The organism is Hymenobacter sp. CRA2, from assembly GCF_002007105.1.
In the GTDB taxonomy this organism is placed as follows: domain Bacteria; phylum Bacteroidota; class Bacteroidia; order Cytophagales; family Hymenobacteraceae; genus Solirubrum.
Genome location: NZ_MVBC01000011.1, coordinates 40,994 through 56,722, shown reverse-complemented (window position 1 = coordinate 56,722; position 15,729 = coordinate 40,994). Strand labels below are relative to the sequence as shown.

General features: G+C 62.4%; 13 protein-coding genes. 8 read left to right on the top strand and 5 right to left on the bottom strand.

Annotation, left to right across the window (positions count from 1 at the left end):
* The first annotated feature begins 48 nt into the window (after positions 1-48).
* From B0919_RS17060 to B0919_RS17045, 4 genes are all read left to right on the top strand, one after another.
* Positions 49-1,233 (top strand): AI-2E family transporter, encoded by a 1,185-nt coding sequence (locus B0919_RS17060; protein ID WP_078013496.1) that lies wholly within the window; start codon positions 49-51, stop codon positions 1,231-1,233.
* Positions 1,234-1,371: 138 nt separating this feature from the next.
* Positions 1,372-1,842, top strand: a complete 471-nt coding sequence (locus B0919_RS17055; RefSeq protein WP_078013495.1) for a PA2169 family four-helix-bundle protein — start codon at positions 1,372-1,374, stop codon at positions 1,840-1,842.
* Positions 1,843-2,251: 409 nt separating this feature from the next.
* Positions 2,252-3,733 carry an exonuclease domain-containing protein gene (locus B0919_RS17050; RefSeq protein ID WP_078013494.1) on the top strand — a complete coding sequence of 494 codons (1,482 nt, stop codon included), beginning with the start codon at positions 2,252-2,254 and terminating at the stop codon, positions 3,731-3,733.
* A 179-nt stretch (positions 3,734-3,912) separates the two neighbouring features.
* The gene (locus tag B0919_RS17045; protein WP_078013493.1) at positions 3,913-4,680 is read left to right on the top strand and encodes an MbnP family protein; all 768 of its coding nucleotides are present in this window, start codon (positions 3,913-3,915) and stop codon (positions 4,678-4,680) included.
* A gap of 93 nt (positions 4,681-4,773) precedes the next feature.
* Here the strand turns inward: B0919_RS17045 and B0919_RS17040 are convergent, their stop codons facing one another.
* A complete protein-coding gene (locus B0919_RS17040; protein WP_139362199.1) occupies positions 4,774-6,363 on the bottom strand; it encodes a hypothetical protein in 1,590 nt (529 codons plus the stop codon).
* Positions 6,364-6,639: 276 nt separating this feature from the next.
* On the opposite strand from B0919_RS17040, the gene B0919_RS17035 reads away from it, so the two are divergent.
* On the top strand, positions 6,640-8,142 hold the full coding sequence (locus tag B0919_RS17035) for a hypothetical protein (protein ID WP_139362198.1): 1,503 nt from the start codon (positions 6,640-6,642) through the stop codon (positions 8,140-8,142).
* Positions 8,143-8,222: 80 nt separating this feature from the next.
* Here B0919_RS17035 and B0919_RS17030 read toward each other — a convergent pair whose 3' ends face one another.
* Positions 8,223-9,341, bottom strand: coding sequence for a DNA topoisomerase IB (locus B0919_RS17030; protein ID WP_078013490.1), 1,119 nt, complete (start codon positions 9,339-9,341; stop codon positions 8,223-8,225).
* 273 nt (positions 9,342-9,614) lie between these two features.
* Between B0919_RS17030 and B0919_RS17025 the strand changes: the two genes are divergently transcribed.
* On the top strand, positions 9,615-10,436 hold the full coding sequence (locus B0919_RS17025; protein ID WP_078013489.1) for a M48 family metalloprotease: 822 nt from the start codon (positions 9,615-9,617) through the stop codon (positions 10,434-10,436).
* Positions 10,437-10,488: 52 nt separating this feature from the next.
* Here B0919_RS17025 and B0919_RS17020 read toward each other — a convergent pair whose 3' ends face one another.
* Complete coding sequence (locus B0919_RS17020; protein WP_078013488.1) at positions 10,489-11,019, bottom strand: hypothetical protein; 531 nt, start codon at positions 11,017-11,019, stop codon at positions 10,489-10,491.
* A gap of 102 nt (positions 11,020-11,121) precedes the next feature.
* Between B0919_RS17020 and B0919_RS17015 the strand changes: the two genes are divergently transcribed.
* A complete protein-coding gene (locus tag B0919_RS17015) occupies positions 11,122-12,288 on the top strand; it encodes an App1 family protein (RefSeq protein WP_078013487.1) in 1,167 nt (388 codons plus the stop codon).
* Between the two features lie 98 nt (positions 12,289-12,386).
* Here the strand turns inward: B0919_RS17015 and B0919_RS17010 are convergent, their stop codons facing one another.
* Positions 12,387-12,851 (bottom strand): YybH family protein, encoded by a 465-nt coding sequence (locus B0919_RS17010; protein WP_078013486.1) that lies wholly within the window; start codon positions 12,849-12,851, stop codon positions 12,387-12,389.
* A 5-nt stretch (positions 12,852-12,856) separates the two neighbouring features.
* Positions 12,857-13,603 (bottom strand): monofunctional biosynthetic peptidoglycan transglycosylase, encoded by a 747-nt coding sequence (gene mtgA, locus B0919_RS17005; RefSeq protein ID WP_078013485.1) that lies wholly within the window; start codon positions 13,601-13,603, stop codon positions 12,857-12,859.
* Between the two features lie 445 nt (positions 13,604-14,048).
* Here mtgA and B0919_RS17000 point away from each other — a divergent pair, with 445 nt between their 5' ends.
* Entirely contained in the window at positions 14,049-15,689 is a 1,641-nt protein-coding gene (locus tag B0919_RS17000) for a polysaccharide lyase family 1 protein (protein ID WP_078013484.1), read from the top strand.
* Positions 15,690-15,729: the final 40 nt, after the last annotated feature.

The window sequence follows — 15,729 nt, the reverse complement described above, 5'->3', positions numbered from 1 at the left end:
CCAAATCTGCACGCTCCGCCCACACCTTTCTCCCAATAATTTTAGCAAATGCTCCCTCCTCCCAACAATTTTAACCGGCCGCAGCACCCGCATCAGGCGCCGGAAATCAAGCAGGCGCCCGTCATCCACTATACATTCATGCTCATCGGGCTCACGCTGCTGGTCTTCGTGCTGCACAAACTCGATGACATTCTGCTGCCCATAGCTTTTTCGGCCGTCTTCACCCTGCTATTGCTGCCCATCTGTCGCTGGCTGGAGGTGCACAAGGTGCCGCGGGTGCTGGCCATTGTGCTGTGCCTGCTGCTGGTGCTGCTGATTTTCACGGGCATTATCCTGGGATTTGGGTCGCAGCTGACGCAGTTCCGCGACGAGCTGCCGAAGCTGCAGGCCAAGGTGATGGACTTTTTCAACGAGGCACAGAGCTGGGCCCACGACCGGTTCGGCTACGAGCCGATGAGCATTGAGGAAGTGAAGGACTCGACGGTGAAGGCGCTGAAAAAATCGGGCACTACGTACCTGGGTACCACGTTCAACACCACCACGGCCGTGCTCAGCAACCTGGCGCAGGTGCTCATCTACATCTTCTGCTTCCTGTACTACCGCGACCATCTGCGGCAGTTCATGTTCCGCTTCGTAGCCCCCGATAAGCGCACCACGGTGCTTAACACCGTCGACAGCATTCAGACGGTGGTGCAGGCCTACATCACAGGCCTGGTGAAGGTGATTATCATCGTGAGCATCCTGAACGGCATCGGGCTGGTGGTGCTGAACGTCAAGTTCGCGGTGTTCTTTGCCATTTTCGCGTCGGTGCTGGCGGTCATTCCCTACATCGGCATCATGATCGGGGCCACCGTTCCGGCCATTATTACCTTGGTAGAAACCGGCTCCCCGCTGCAGGCAGCGCTGGTGATTGGGGTGTTTGTGGTGGTGCAGTTTCTGGAAGGCAACTTCATCACGCCCATGATTACGGGCACCTCGGTCAGCATCAACCCGCTGGCGGCCATCCTGGCGCTGATTCTGGGCGGGGCCTTGTGGGGCACGCCGGGTATGATTCTGAGCATTCCGCTGACGGCCATCCTGAAAGTGGTTTTCGACGCCTACAAGCCGCTGGAGCCATTCGGCTTCCTGCTCGGCGACGTGGCCGATGGGGAAGACAGCGTAACCAGCAAAAAACAAGCGGAAGCGGAAATACGCCCGTGGTACCGGCGCCTCTGGCACATGGTGGGCAAGTAAGCTGCGCAAGAAATTATTCCGTGGGGCGTAACCCCGCGCCGCAGCCCGAAGTATAAGCCCTCAGAAACCGCAAGCGCACTTTTCTTACCGCCGCGCTTCGGCTTCCCTATCCACACCCAAAACCAAGACACCACCACTATGGCCGCGATAAATTCTGATGCAGCCCGCGCTTTCAACGACCTCGTTGAAATTGCTAAAACCGGCGCCAAAGGCTACCAAGAAGCTGCCGAAGGCGTTTCGAACCCGCAACTGAAATCGGAGCTGAGCCGCCTGAGCCAGCAACGCGCCCAGTTCGTTTCGGAGCTGGAGCAGCAAGCCCGCCAAGCCGGCATCGACGTAACGAACGACAACACGGTAGAAGGCGTAGTAGCCGATGCGGCTGCGGCCGTGCACCGTGGCTGGATCAACCTGAAATCGGCCATCACCGGCCAAAGCGACGACGCCATCCTGGGCGAGTGCGAAACCGGTGACCAAGTGGCCCTGCAGGCTTACGAAACGGCACTGAAATCGGGGATTCCGGCTCAGGTATCCTCGGTAGTTCAAAAGCAACACGGCGAAATTCTGGCTGCCAAAAACCAGATTACGCAGTGGAAAGGATCCAACCGCTAGGGTTAACCTGGCTGTTGAGAGAAGGGACGGTCCGTCGAAAGGCGGGCCGTTCTTTTGTTTTAGGGCCATCCGAAACGGTAGCACCGGCAGTCATTGCGAGCAGAGCGCGGCAACCGCAGGAAGGCAGAGCAAACCCTTCTGCTAGTAGCACCGCGGAGATAGTACCTACCGACCAAAAACGGCACCGGCCGAAACTACAGCTGCTGGTTTTGGGCGGTGCTCGTTTTTACGGTCAGCACATTGGCCAGGACCGATTGCCGCGCGTTGCTCGCAATGACTGCCGGTGGACCGCTTCGGGACTGGCGCTAATTGCCCCCTCTCCTACCTGGATTACTAATCCGGCACCTTTTCTCGTGCTAAGTTTGTTATCAACCGTCACCATCCCGGACGCTACTAAGCCGCTGCCTGATTGTACGCCATCATCGACCTTGAAACCACTGGGGGCCAGCCGACGCAGGACCGCATTACGGAAATAGCCATTTTCATCCACGACGGGGATAAAGTGGTCGATTCGTTTTCGACCCTGCTCAACCCCGGTCGGCCTATTCCTTTCTACATTCAGCAGCTCACCGGCATCACCGACGAAATGGTGAAGGAAGCGCCGCGCTTCCACGAGGTGGCCAAAAAGGTGGTGCAGATGACGGAGGGTTGCGTGTTCGTGGCCCACAACGTGCGCTTCGACTACTCGTTTCTGAAAAAGGAGTTTGCCGACCTGGGCTATACCTACTCGCGCAAAACGCTGTGCACCGTGCGCCTGAGCCGCTCCCTGATTCCGGGGCAGCCGAGCTACTCGCTGGGCAAGCTGTGCGCCAACATCGGCATCGAGCTGCACAACCGCCACCGCGCCGCCGGCGACGCCGAGGCTACGGCTATTCTGTTTGACCGCCTGCTTAAGATAAGCCAGGAGGCCGATGCGCCGGGCTACGAGGAAGCGGCCGCCACCGACAAGCTCATGGCCGTGGATGCCGCCGCGCCCATGGGCAACCGCCCAGCACTGAAGAAGCCCACGGCCCGCAAGGTGGCGGCCGTGCAGCAGGCCATCAAGACGGCCCTGCTCCCGCCGCTGATTACGCCGGAGAAAGTGGCTTCGCTGCCGCAGGAAGCGGGTGTGTACTACTTCCACGACGAGCACGGCGAAGTGATTTACGTGGGTAAGAGCATCAACATCTACAAGCGGATTCAGCAGCACTTCGCGGTGGATTACAAGTCCCGGAAGTCGCTGGATTTTAAAAACTCCATTGCCGACATCACCTGGGAGCTGACGGGCTCGGAGCTGGTGGCCCTGCTGCACGAGTCGTCGGAAATCAAGCGGCTGAAGCCGCACTACAACCGGGCGCAGCGCCGCTCGGTGTTTCCGGCCGGCATCTACATGCGGGTGGACGAGAACGGCTACAAGCGCCTCTACTACGGCCGCGCCGACGCCAACAATCAGGAAATACCCATCATCGCGCTGGGCAATCAGTTCAAGGCCAAGGGCTTCCTGTACCATAAGGTAGCCAAGTACAACCTCTGCCAGAAGCTCTGCGACCTGTACAAGACCAGCAGTTCCTGCTTTGATTACCAGGTGCACCGCTGCAAGGGTGCGTGCATCGGGCTGGAGCCGGTCGAGGACTACAACCGGCGCGTGGACGAGGCCGTGGAGAGCATCACCTACGAGCACCAATCCTTCGTCATCATCGGCGAAGGGCGCCGGGCGGGCGAGCGGTCGGTGGTGGTGGTGGAGCACGGGCGCTACCTGGGCTTCGGCTACATCGACGAGACGTTCACGGCGCGGCGCATGGAGGCGTTCAAGGACGTCATCAAGGCGCAGGTCGACAACAAGGATGTACAGCAGATTATCCGCCAGTACATGCGTACCAAGCACAAGGACAAGGTGAAGGTGTTTGCCTAGGTGGTGAGATGGTGAAGTTGTGAAATAGTGAGTTTGATGTTCTGACGGCGCGACTCCGCGCAAGTAGCACGAGACTCACCCTTTCACCATCTCACCGTGTGCCCGGGGCAACCTTTGGGGCGGTAGCTGCGAGTGAGAAGGCAAAACGGCAGCCCTCTCAACCCGCCGCATCGTTGTCTATGAACCGCACCACGTACCCCCTCCTGCTCGCCGGCTTGCTGGCGCTGGCCGCCTGCGAAAGCAAAAAAGAACAGCCCGAGCCCCAACTAGGTACCGTGGAGCTGCACGTGGAAAACGTGGCCGGCAGCAGCCCGCTGGCGCTGAATACGCCGTACACCACGGCCGCCGGCGACGCCTTTCGGGTATCCACCCTGACGTACTACCTTTCCAACATCCGGCTGCTGCGCGCCGACGGCACGAGCTGGGACGCGCCGGACAGCTACTACCTCATCGACCAGGCCGACCCTACTTCCGGGAAGTTCACCCTGTCAGAGGTGCCGCTGGGAGATTACGCGAAGGTGATGATGACCATCGGGGTGGACAGCGTGCGCAACACCCGCGGCGTGCAAACCGGGGCGCTGGACCCCATGCACGGCATGTTCTGGGACTGGAACCAGGGCTACGTTTTCTTCCGGCTCAATGGCTCGTCGCCACAGGCACCGGGCAATGGCGGCCTGTTCTACGACGTAGCCGGCTTCCGCCACCCGTACAACACCATTCGAACCGTCACGCTCACTCTGCCCAACGGCACCGCCGCTCTGCACGTGCGCGGCGGCGACGAGGCACCCGAAATGCACATCAAAGCCGATGTGCTCAAGGCATTCGACGGGCCGCGTCCAGTGCGCTTCGCCAGCTTAAACTCGGCGGCGGGCGGTGCTCCGGCTATGCAACTGGCCGACAACTACGCCGCCGGCATGTTCCGCATCGACCACGTGCACGGGAATTAACGGCCAAAGCCCTCAGAACGTCATTCCGAGCGCAGCCGAGGAACCAAAGCGAGGCGCTCGGAATGACGTTCTGGTGTTATTACCGACTACGACTTAATACAACCGGTGGCGCAGGAGCCAGCCGGCACCGTCGTACTCGTTGGCTTTGGGCTGGTAGGCTTCCGTGTCGATCAGCTTTTTCTCTACGCGCAGGGTGTTGCCGTCGCCCGAATCGTAGATGGTGACGCGCGACTTGGTGGCCCGGACGGGCACTTGCAGCTGCTGCACCACATCCTGGCCCTGCCCATCGTAAATCTTGATGCGCAGGCGGCGGTCGGGCTGGCCGATAATCTGAAACTCATCGTTGCCACCGAGCCCAAACAAGCTCAGGGAGCCCGTCTGCCGCGCATCAAAGGTACGCCGGCCTATGAGGCGGCCGTTGGTGCCGTCGGGGCGCAGCACGTATACCTGCAGCGCTACTTTCCAGGGCCCCGTGGCCTCGATGACAAAGCGTTCGGACTGGTCGGTGCCGGGAATTTCCACGTCGCGGGCGAGCTGGCGAAAGAACTCCTCGGCCACCCGCGGTAGCTGCTCGCGGCGGCTACGAAGCTTGTCCCTGAATTCCTCGCCCGACAGCGCGTACACCTCCTTGGGCCACACCTGCAAGGCTTCGCTGATGACCGGGTCGGGCAAGGCCTGCCGGAGCGAATCGGCTATCTGCCGGAAGTCCTGCTCGGAAAGATAGGCCAGCAGGGACTTGTCCATGGGTCGCGCCGCGCGGTTCAGCCCCTCCACGTCGTGCAGCTTGATGTCGCGGCTGAAGGTCTGGTAGTTGGTCTTGAAGAAGCTCACCAGACGCGTGACCACGCCGTCATCGAACTTGAAAAAGGCGTGGTCCCGGTCGCGGGGAATGGGGCGGTACACGGTAGTGCTGTCGGGGGTCGGGAAGCTGGCCCAGCGCCACTGGTCTTCGCGGCGGCTCCAGTCGCCCAGCCACATATCGAACAGGCGGCTGCGCAGGTAGCGGCGGGCATCTACGTGCGCCTGCGCTGTGGCCATCAGCTGGCCGAACACGTGGCGGGAACTGACCACCTGCGCCGACCCGCCGAAGCTGAGCACCTGCCGCTGGTCGCCTTCGGGCCGCTCCTCAAACAGGTACAGCGCGTTGGCGAAGCTCTTGCGAAACTCGCCCAGAGCCGGGTCGTCGGGCAGAAAATACAGCTGGGGATTGGTGTGGTACACACCCGCAGCCCGTGCCAGCCGGGGCACGATGTAGGCACCGTACGGGTGTATAACACTGGTCTGGTCCTTCATCAGGCGACCTATCCAGCCGTTGCGTAGCTCTTCGGGCAGAGCGGCCGTGGCGTCTTTGTCGACGGAGCGCAGCACGTACTGGCGGCCGTCCGGGGCTACGAGGCGCAGGTTGTGCGTTTGAAAGCTGCCGCCTTCCTTCACCGGCTTCAGCCCGCCCGGCACCACCGTGCGCAGGTTAAATACCGGCGCCGTCACCGGGGTAGCCCATTCCTTGCGGTAGTGAAATCCCCACAGCAGCTGATGCAGCCAGCCGCGCCGGTACTGCGGCCCGGCCGCTACGTGCACCAACGAATCGGCCCCGATAACGGGCAGGGGCATTTGCGCCACGCCATGCGTGGGAGAAGCCACCGGCAACCCCAAGGCCAGCAGCAACAAACGGGAAGTAGGCAACAGCGTGAGCAAAACGGCAACTGAAGAGCGAGGCGGGTACGGCTCGGGCCTGACCGGCCGCCTCTTATACCGCGGGTGCCGCGGCGCGGTTGTGCCATTGCAGTGCTATTTCAGCCGTTTGCCGGGCGGTTGCGTTCAAGGATGCACCAACACACTGGTCCTGGCTCTTTCAGTCTGTCTATGACGCGCCGCCCCACCGGCCTTTTGCTTCTGCTCATTGGCTCACTTGCCGCCCCTGGCTGCGCGCGTGAGCATTTTTTTCAACCCGATGCGCGCGTGCCGGGCAGTACCGCTACTGCGCCCGATAGTGCCCGCGTGACGGCCGGCCGCCACTACCGGCGCAATGCCATCGGGCGGCTGTGGTTTGGCCCGCACTACCGCGCCGTGTGGGCACAGCCCGTCACTTTACCTGTACTGGACCTGGCCCGCGCGGTGCCCGGCGGGCCGCTGACGGCGGGCAAAATGGGCGGCGGCTTTCAGACCACCAGCATGACGCTCAATGGCGCCGGCGACCGTACCTACGCCCTGCGCAGCCTCGATAAGGACCCGTACAAAACGCTGCCCAAAGTACTGCGCCACACCTTCGTGCTAAACGTGGTGCGCGACGCTACCTCGGCCGGCAACCCCTACGGCGCGTTTGTGGTGCCGCCCCTGGCCCAGGCGGCCGGGGTGCTGCACACCGTGCCGCGGCCCTTCTACGTGCCGGCCAATGAGCAAGGCCTGGGCTCAGCGTCGAAGCGCTTTCAAGGCAAGGTGGTGCTACTGGAAGAGAAATACGAAAGCAAGCAGAACCTCGGTCCCGTGTTCGGGCCCAATGCGGTGGACCTGGAGGAAAGCGACGACGTGCTGGCTTCGGTGTACCAGGATGCGCAGCACTACATCGATCAACCGGCCTTTCTGCGCGCCCGGTTGCTCGATTTGTGGCTGGGCGACTGGGACCGGCACGAGGGCCAGTGGGATTGGGTAGCCTACCGCCAACCCAACGGCCGCCTGCTCTACCGCCCTATTCCCATCGACCGGGACCAGGTATTCTTTCGCTTCGACGATGGCGTGCTGCCCTGGCTGGCCAGCAAGGCGGTCCGCAAGTTCCGCACCTTCGGGCCGCGCTACGAGAGCGTCGAGGGCTACACCCGCAACGCCCGCTTCATCGACTCGCGCTGCCTGAACGAACCCACGCGGGCCCAGTACGCAGCTACGGCCACTGCGCTGCAGCAGGCCCTCACCGATGAGGTCATCAGCACGGCTGCCCGCCGCCTGCCCCGGGAGGTGTATCAGCTGGAAGGCGCCCGGCTGGAGGCCGGACTGCGCGCGCGCCGGGCCGAGCTGCCGCGGGTGGCCATGGAGTTTTACCGCCTGCAAGCGAAGGAAGTGGTGGTGCCGGGCACCGACGGCAGCGAGCGGTTCGTGGTGGAGCGGCTCAGCGACACGCTCACCGTGGTGTCAGTGTTCAGCCAGCCCAAGGACGAAGCGCCGGCCCAGTTGCTGTACCGCCGCCGCTTTCATCCCACCGAAACCAAGCTAGTCACGCTCCACGGCCTTGGCGGCAAGGACGTCTTCGAGTTGCGCGGCCAAGTACGCCACTCCCCGCGCATCGACATCTACGGCGGGCCCGGCGAGGACACCGTTGCGGACAGCTCGCGCGTGGCGGGCCTGCGCAAAATGACGCGCTTCTACGACACCAAGCGCAACAACAACGCGGAGCTGGCCTCCGAACTCAAAGTCAAAACCCAAAGCGGCGTCACTACCCACGCCTTCGACCGCGACGGGTCAGGGCGATAATGTGCTAATGCGGTCAGGTACTGATGTATTAATGTCTGGTCTGACTTCAGAGCACATCAGCACCTGACCGCATTAGCACATTAAGCCACTTCCTGCAGCATTTCCAGCACCAGGTGCTCGTTGGGCGTGAGCAGGTCGTCTTCGGCAGGGTCGGCGTCGTGGCGGCGCAGATAGTTGATGAGCTTATCGGACTGAAACAGCTCCACCACCTGCGGGTGAATGTAGTACTTGGAGCACACCGTGGGCGTGTTGCCGAGGTCTTTGGCTACGTCCTTCACGGCTTTTTTCAGCACCTTATCCTTAGGCAGTTCGGGCTCCTCGTGCAGCACCTGCTCCAAGCACCGCACCATGCGCACGGTGCCGCCCCAGGTACGGAAGTCCTTGGCCGAGAGCTGCAGGCCGGTGGCTTCGCGCAGGTAGTCGTTCACGTCGCCCGACTCCAGCTCCTGCCGGTGGCCGTTGGCATCGTAGTACTGAAACAGGTGCTGGCCGGGTATTTCCTTGCACTTCTGCACCAGGCGAGCCAGCTTCCGGTCGTGCAGGGTCACGTCGTGGGCTACGCCTTTTTTGCCGACGAAGGCAAAGCGCACGTCGGCCCCCTCCACCTGCACGTGCCGGTCGCGCAGCGTGGTCAGGCCGTAGCTCTTGTTTTTCTTGGCGTATTCGCGGTTGCCGACGCGGATAAAGGACTGATCCATGAGGGTGAGTACCAGGGCCACCACTTTCTGCTTGTCGAGCTGTGGGCGTTGCAGGTCTTTTTGCAGGCGCTGGCGCAGCTCGCCCAGCTTTTCGCCGAAAGCCCGCAGGCGGCTGAATTTGGTGAGGCTGCGCGCCTGGTCCCAGAGCGGGTGGTAGATGTACTGCTTGCGGCCCTTGGCGTCGCGGCCGGTGACTTGCAGGTGGGTATTGGCCGAGGGCGAAATCCACACGTCGCTCCAGGCCGGCGGAATGACAAAGCCCTGAATGCGGGCCAGCGTCTTCTCGTCGGCGACCTTCTCCCCTTTGGCGTTGACGTAGCGAAACTCGCCGTTGCGGCCCAGCTGGCGCGTGATGCCGGGCTTGGTGTCGGGGAAGTACCGCAGGCCCGCCAGTTCAGCCTGGCGGGCGGGGTCTTTATAGAGCTCGTGCACGTCGGCGTCCGCGGGCGCGAGTTTCTTTTTGCGGATTTTGAGGCGGGGAGCAGTAGCGGCGGTAGGCATGAGCGGGCTGATGAAAACGAAAAGCCGCCCCGAGCTGGTGGCGGCAAAAAGTGTACGTAAACCGGTGCCCAGGCGGCCAATTTGCGGCTGGATGAGTGGTTTTAAGGACCAGCTGGCCAAATCCTTGCGCCCCCGCCTAAACCCAACTACCCGGTTTGGGTGCAACGCGCTACCACCGCGGCGCGTATCGCTCGGCGGATGGTTTTGGCACCGTTTTTTCTTTGGGCCGATTCAGCCGCGCTTTTCTCTCACTCACCTGCCCTACTTACCCGCATGTTCCGACGCACTTTTTCCCGTCTCTACCTGCTCGGCGCCCTGACTCTGTCGCTGGGCTTTGCCACTAGCTCCTGCACCGACGAAAACGGCAACCCCGTCCTGTTCAGCATCGAAGACGATAAAACCCTGGGCGACCAGGTAGCCCACCAAACCGATTCCACCTACCAGGCTCAGGGCCAGCTGCTGCTGCGCACCGACCCGCGCAACGCCCGCGCCTATCAGCTGCTCGACGCCGTGGTGAACCGCGTGCTGAACTCGGGCCAGCTGCAGTACCGCAACGAGTTTCCCTGGGATGTCAAAATCATCAAGGACGACGCGACGCAGAACGCCTTTGCTACCCCCGGCGGCCACATTTACGTGTTCACGGGCCTGATTAAGTACCTCGACGACGAAAGCCAGCTGGCCGGCGTGCTGGGCCACGAAATTGCCCACGCCGACCGCCGCCACACCTCCCGCCAGCTGCAAAACCAGTACGGTATCAACCTGCTGCTGAGCGTGGTGCTCGGCGAAAACCCCAGCCAACTGGTGCAAATTGCCACCGGCCTGGGTGAGCTGAAGTTCAGCCGCGATTTTGAGAAGGAAGCCGACCAGTACTCGGTGGTATACCTCAACGGCACCGGCTACTACGCCTGCGACGGCGCTGCCGGCTTCTTCATCAAGGCCCAGAACGAAGGCCAGGCCAACCCGCCCGAGTTCCTGAGCACCCACCCCAACCCCGACAACCGCATCCAGGCCATCCAGACCAAGGCCGACGAGCTGAACTGCCGCAACCGCCAGGTGAACAGCAGCGGCCTGCAGGAGCTGAAAAGCCTGCTGTAACGCCCCCGATTTTTTCTAGTGCCGATAAGGTCAGTCGCTCCACCGGCTGGCCTTATTTTTTGCGGTATACCGTTACCATGTTGCTAGCGCGGGGCGGGCCATTGGTCACGCCAAAGTTGTGCGAGAGGTAAAAGCGGTAGGCGCCCAACGTGCGGTTGTTGTATTGCCGGCAGTTGCGCATCGTATCCGCCACGGCGCGGGGCAACACCCGGTTCAGATCCACCTGCAGATGGGTGGTCCACTGCTGACCGGGGCGCAATTTTTGGGTGCGGTTGGGGGCCAAGTCCTCGTTGCAGCGGCGGCAGAAAACGGCCGTGTCCTGACTGGGCGTTAGCACCTGCAGCACGAAGCTGGCAGCGCGCGGGCAGGCCGTTTCGACGGTATCCATCGGGTTCAGCAGCTTCACGGACTTGCCCGTGTTGTTGACGATAGTGGCCCGCAGCCAAACGATGTTGTAGGCAGCTGTGGCTTCCGCAGCCAGCGACACCGTCACACCTTCCGGTGCGGGCTGCGGGCTCCGAAAAGCGGGCACGGAAGCCCCTGACAGCAGCAATAGCAGGGCCGCAAGCGAAGACTTTATCATGGCAACCAAGGGATACGGGGTACGGAGGCGCATTTAAAGCTACCGCAACGGGACGGCAGCCCGAACCGTTCAGTAGTTTCGCGTCCTTCTTATTCCAAGCTCATGTCCCTACTCGACCGCCTCAGCGACCTGGCCGAAAGCGCCGACGATTTGCTGCGCCGCGCCCGCACCCGCCTGGGCCTCCTGCACCCGGTACAGATTCTGCCTTACCGCAGCTACGGCACGCCCACGCGCCTCTACGTGAAAGGCCGCGTGCTCACCGACAAAGGCATCGGCGAACCAGATCCGTCCGATTCGCGCTGGCACAACCTGCTGAACATGTACCGCCGCTTTGATTCGCAGGAGATGCCCGGCGCCCAGCTCATCATTCGCCCCGGCGACGGCACCGAGCACCCCGTGGTAACCGACGAGGAAGGCTACTTCGTGCTCAACATCGAGCCCCGGGAGCTGAACCCGGCGGTAGATTTCCTTTGGCACCCGGTGGAAGTGGAGCTGGTGCACGCGCCCGCGCCGCTGCCCACGCAACGCAGCGCCGCGGCACCCGTGCTGGTGCCCCCCACCGATGCGGAATACGGCATCATTTCGGACCTCGACGACACGGTAATCCAGACGTCGGCCACCGATTTGCTGCGCATGGCCCGCACGGTGCTGCTGCGCAACGCCCGCTCGCGCCTGCCCTTCAAGGGCGTGGCCGAATTCTACCGGCAGCTGCAACTGGGCCGCAACGGCAAGCGCAACAACCCCTTCTTCTATGTCTCCTCGTCGCCCTGGAACCTGTACGACCTGCTCGAAGACTTCCTGGCGCTCAATCAGATTCCGCCCGGCCCCCTGCTGCTGCGCGACATGGCTCTGAAGAAAAAGGCCTCGGGTGACGCCTCGGCCCACCACGGCCACAAGCTCAAGGAAATCGACAACCTGCTGCTCACGTACCCGCAGTTGCCCTTTGTGCTCATCGGCGACTCGGGCCAGGAAGACGCCAACATCTACCGCGAAGTGGTGCGCCGCCACCCCGGCCGCGTGCTGGCCATCTACATCCGCGACGTGAACCTGCCCGAGCGCACCGCCATGGTGCAGCGCGTGGCCGAGGAGCTGCGCGGCGACAAGGTGGAAATGCTGCTGGTGAAAGACACCGTGCAGGCAGCCGAGCACGCCGTTGCCTCGGGGCTGGTCTTTACGGAAGCTGTACCTGCTGTGCAGGCCGAGAAACAAAAGGACGAAGCCACACCCGAAGACCCTGGTGAAGCAGCCGAGCAAGCAGGCACGAAGTGAGTTGTTGTCAGGACGTACCTGTCCTGACTTCATCAAAACAGGCCTTGTTCACCGCGAACAAGGCCTGTTTTATTTTTACCAGCCAGCTACTACCGCTCTTAGCTGGAATGATCTGCCACGATAACCCATTTCCCGTCGATTTTGCGGAACAGCAACGTGAACCAGCCCTGCAGGTCGCCGATTTGGGGCCGGGCCAGGTGCCAGTGGCCTACCACGTGCGCGGCGGCGGGACTGAGCGGGGTAATCTGTAGCTGCGAGAAGTCCAATTGGCCCATGACGGTGGCAGTGGAGTAGCTGCGCTGGTAGTTGTCCAGGGTGCGCTGCCAGCCGCGCTGCGGGCCGTTTTTGCCGATGAACAGCAGCGAATCCGAGTGCCAGTAGCCATCCATGTAGCCCGGCAGGTCGCCGCGGCTCCAGGCGGCGGCTTGGGTGCTGAGCACAGCCCGGATCTTGGCTTCCTCGGAAGCGAACTGCGCGGCGGTGGGCACGGCTACGCGGGTACTGGTACAGGCCAGTAATACGCCCAGCGAAAGGCTGAGTAAAACCGATTTCCAGGGCTGCATAGCGGTTAATTCAGAATGGTTTGGATGAACTTGGTACCGCCCAGGCGGCGCATATTGCGCAGCACGCGCTGCTGCTTGGTGCGGGCCTGGGGCCCTGGGCGGCCCGCCTGAAACTTCAGCGGGTTGGGCAGCACGGCGGCCAGCAGCGCGGCCTGGCTGGGCGTAAGCTGCTTGGCCGACTTACCAAAGTGCTTCTGCGCGGCGGCTTCGGCCCCGAACACGCAGTCGCCCATTTCGGCCACGTTCAGGTACACTTCCAGAATGCGCTCTTTGCTCCAGAGCAGCTCGATGAGCACGGTGAAGTAGGCTTCGGCCGCTTTGCGGATGTAGCTGCGGCCCTGCCATAAAAACACGTTTTTGGCCACCTGTTGCGAGATGGTGCTGCCCCCGCGGATGCCGCCGTTTTTCTCGCCGAAGTTGTGCTTGGCGGCTTTGATGATGGCATCGGTATCGAAACCGTGGTGCATGAGGAAGCGCTGGTCTTCGGCGGCCACCAGGGCCAGCGGCAGCTGCGGCGACACCTCGTCGAGCGTCACGAAGTCGTAGTGAATGCGGCGCGAGGCATTTTCGGGCAGCAGGCCGCCGTAGTTGGCCTCGGGGCGGTGGCTACGGCGCTCCAGCATCAGCCAGGTGGCCGGCGGCGACACCCAGCGGTACACCAGCACCCAGGCCACCGTGACGAGGAACAAGGAGGCCAATACTTGCAGCGCCACGCGCCGCGCCAGCCGCAGCTGGTCCGCAAACTCTGCCATGAGCGGAAGAAGATGATGTAGCGAAGCGGCCGAGCGGCGGCCGTCCGGCGGCGAAATTAACAGCCCGGGCCCGGCGCCCAAGCACTGTGGTAGCTTAACAAGTAACGCGGGGGTGTTTCGTTTGTCATCCTGAGCCGCAGGCGAAGGACCTTACCACGTCAGAACGAGTCGATGTTGTGGCAGTTGTTCAAACAGGAAGAGGTCCTTCGCCTGCGGCTCAGGATGACAGTTATAGCCCATCAACCTTGCTTGTCTTCTGCAGTTGCCCAATTCTACCCATCGGTGCTTACCCATAAATCCTACTCTATTCTAGCATCTTGGCTTGCCGTTTTTACCCCGGGTAGGCGCGGCCATGCTAAGATTATACACAGGCTCGAAAAAATGGTACACGGTGCCGCTCGCTACAGCCCCGACCTTAGCCACCGTTAAATTAGCCTTCCCGCCCATGAAAACGTCCGCTGCTTTCCTTGCCTGCCTAGGCCTCGTCTTGTCGACCGCGCCGGTGGCCCTGGCGCAGTATCCCTCGATTCCGCCCGACATCCAGAAAGCCAGCGACGAGCTGATGAAGGAAGCCCGCCGCCAGTCCGACATTGCCTGGGCCAAGGCCTACCCCATCATTCAGCAGGAAGCCCGGCAGGGCAAGCCCTACATTCCGTGGGCGGCCCGCCCCATCGATCTGCCACAGGCCCCGATTCCGGCATTCCCCGGCGCGGAGGGCGGCGGAGCATATTCGTTTGGCGGGCGCGGTGGGCGCGTTATCGTGGTGACGAGCCTGGAAGACAGCGGCCCCGGCACGCTGCGCGAAGCTTGTGAGCAGGGCGGCGCGCGCACGGTGGTGTTCAACGTGGCCGGCATCATCCGCCTGAAGTCGCCGCTGATGATTCGCGCGCCCTACATCACCATTGCGGGCCAGTCGGCACCGGGTGATGGCGTGTGCGTGGCCGGCGAATCGGTGTGGATCAACACCCACGACGTGATTATCCGCTACATGCGCTTCCGTCGCGGCGAGACGAACGTGGGCCGCCGCGACGACGCCATCGGCGGCAACCCCATCGGCAACATCATGATTGACCACGTGTCGGCCTCGTGGGGGCTGGACGAGAACATGTCGATGTACCGCCACATGTACAACGACAGCACCGGCATTGCGGAGCAGAAGCTGGGCACGGTGAACATCACCATCCAGAACAGCATCTTCTCGGAAGCCCTGGACACCTGGAACCACGCCTTCGGCAGCACCCTGGGCGGGGAGAACTGCACCTTCATGCGCAACCTCTGGGCCGACAACGCGGGCCGCAACCCATCGATTGGCTGGAACGGGGTGTTCAACTTCGCCAACAACGTGATGTTCAACTGGGTGCACCGCTCCACCGACGGCGGCGACTACCGGGCCATGTACAACATCATCAACAACTACTACAAGCCGGGGCCCCTTACGCCCAAAAACTCGCCGGTGGGTTACCGCATCCTCAAGCCCGAATCGGGCCGCAGCAAGCTGAAGTACCAGGTGTACGGCCGCGCCTACGTGGCGGGCAACATCGTGGACGGCAACGAGAAAGTAACCAAGGACAACTGGAACGGCGGCGTGCAGGTGGAAGAGCAGGCCGATGCCGGCAAGTACATGGCCGACATGCGCGTGAATGCGCCGCTGCCCATGCCGCAGCTCACCATCATGCCCGCCCAGAAAGCCTACGATTACGTGCTGGAAAATGCCGGCGCCACCCTGCCCAAGCGCGACCCGGTGGACGCCCGCGTGGTGGAGCAGGTGCGCACTGGCAAAATCACCTACCGCGAGGGTGTGAAGCTGCCCGAAACGCAGTTTAAGCACCGCCGCCTGCCCATCGACTCCTACAAGCAGGGCATCATCACCGACATCAGCCAGGTGGGCGGCTACCCCACCTACGCCGGCACGCCCTACCAGGACTCGGACAAGGACGGCATGCCCGACCAGTACGAGAAGAAAAACAAGCTGAACCCCAACGACCCCGCCGACGCCCGCCAGGTACGCGGCAAGGACGGCTACACCAACATCGAGGAGTACCTCAACAGCCTGGTAGCCGTGAAAAACGTGCGCCCGTCGATGTAAGGCACATGCTTTAATTAAGCCAAGGCTAGCTCCCCTGCTC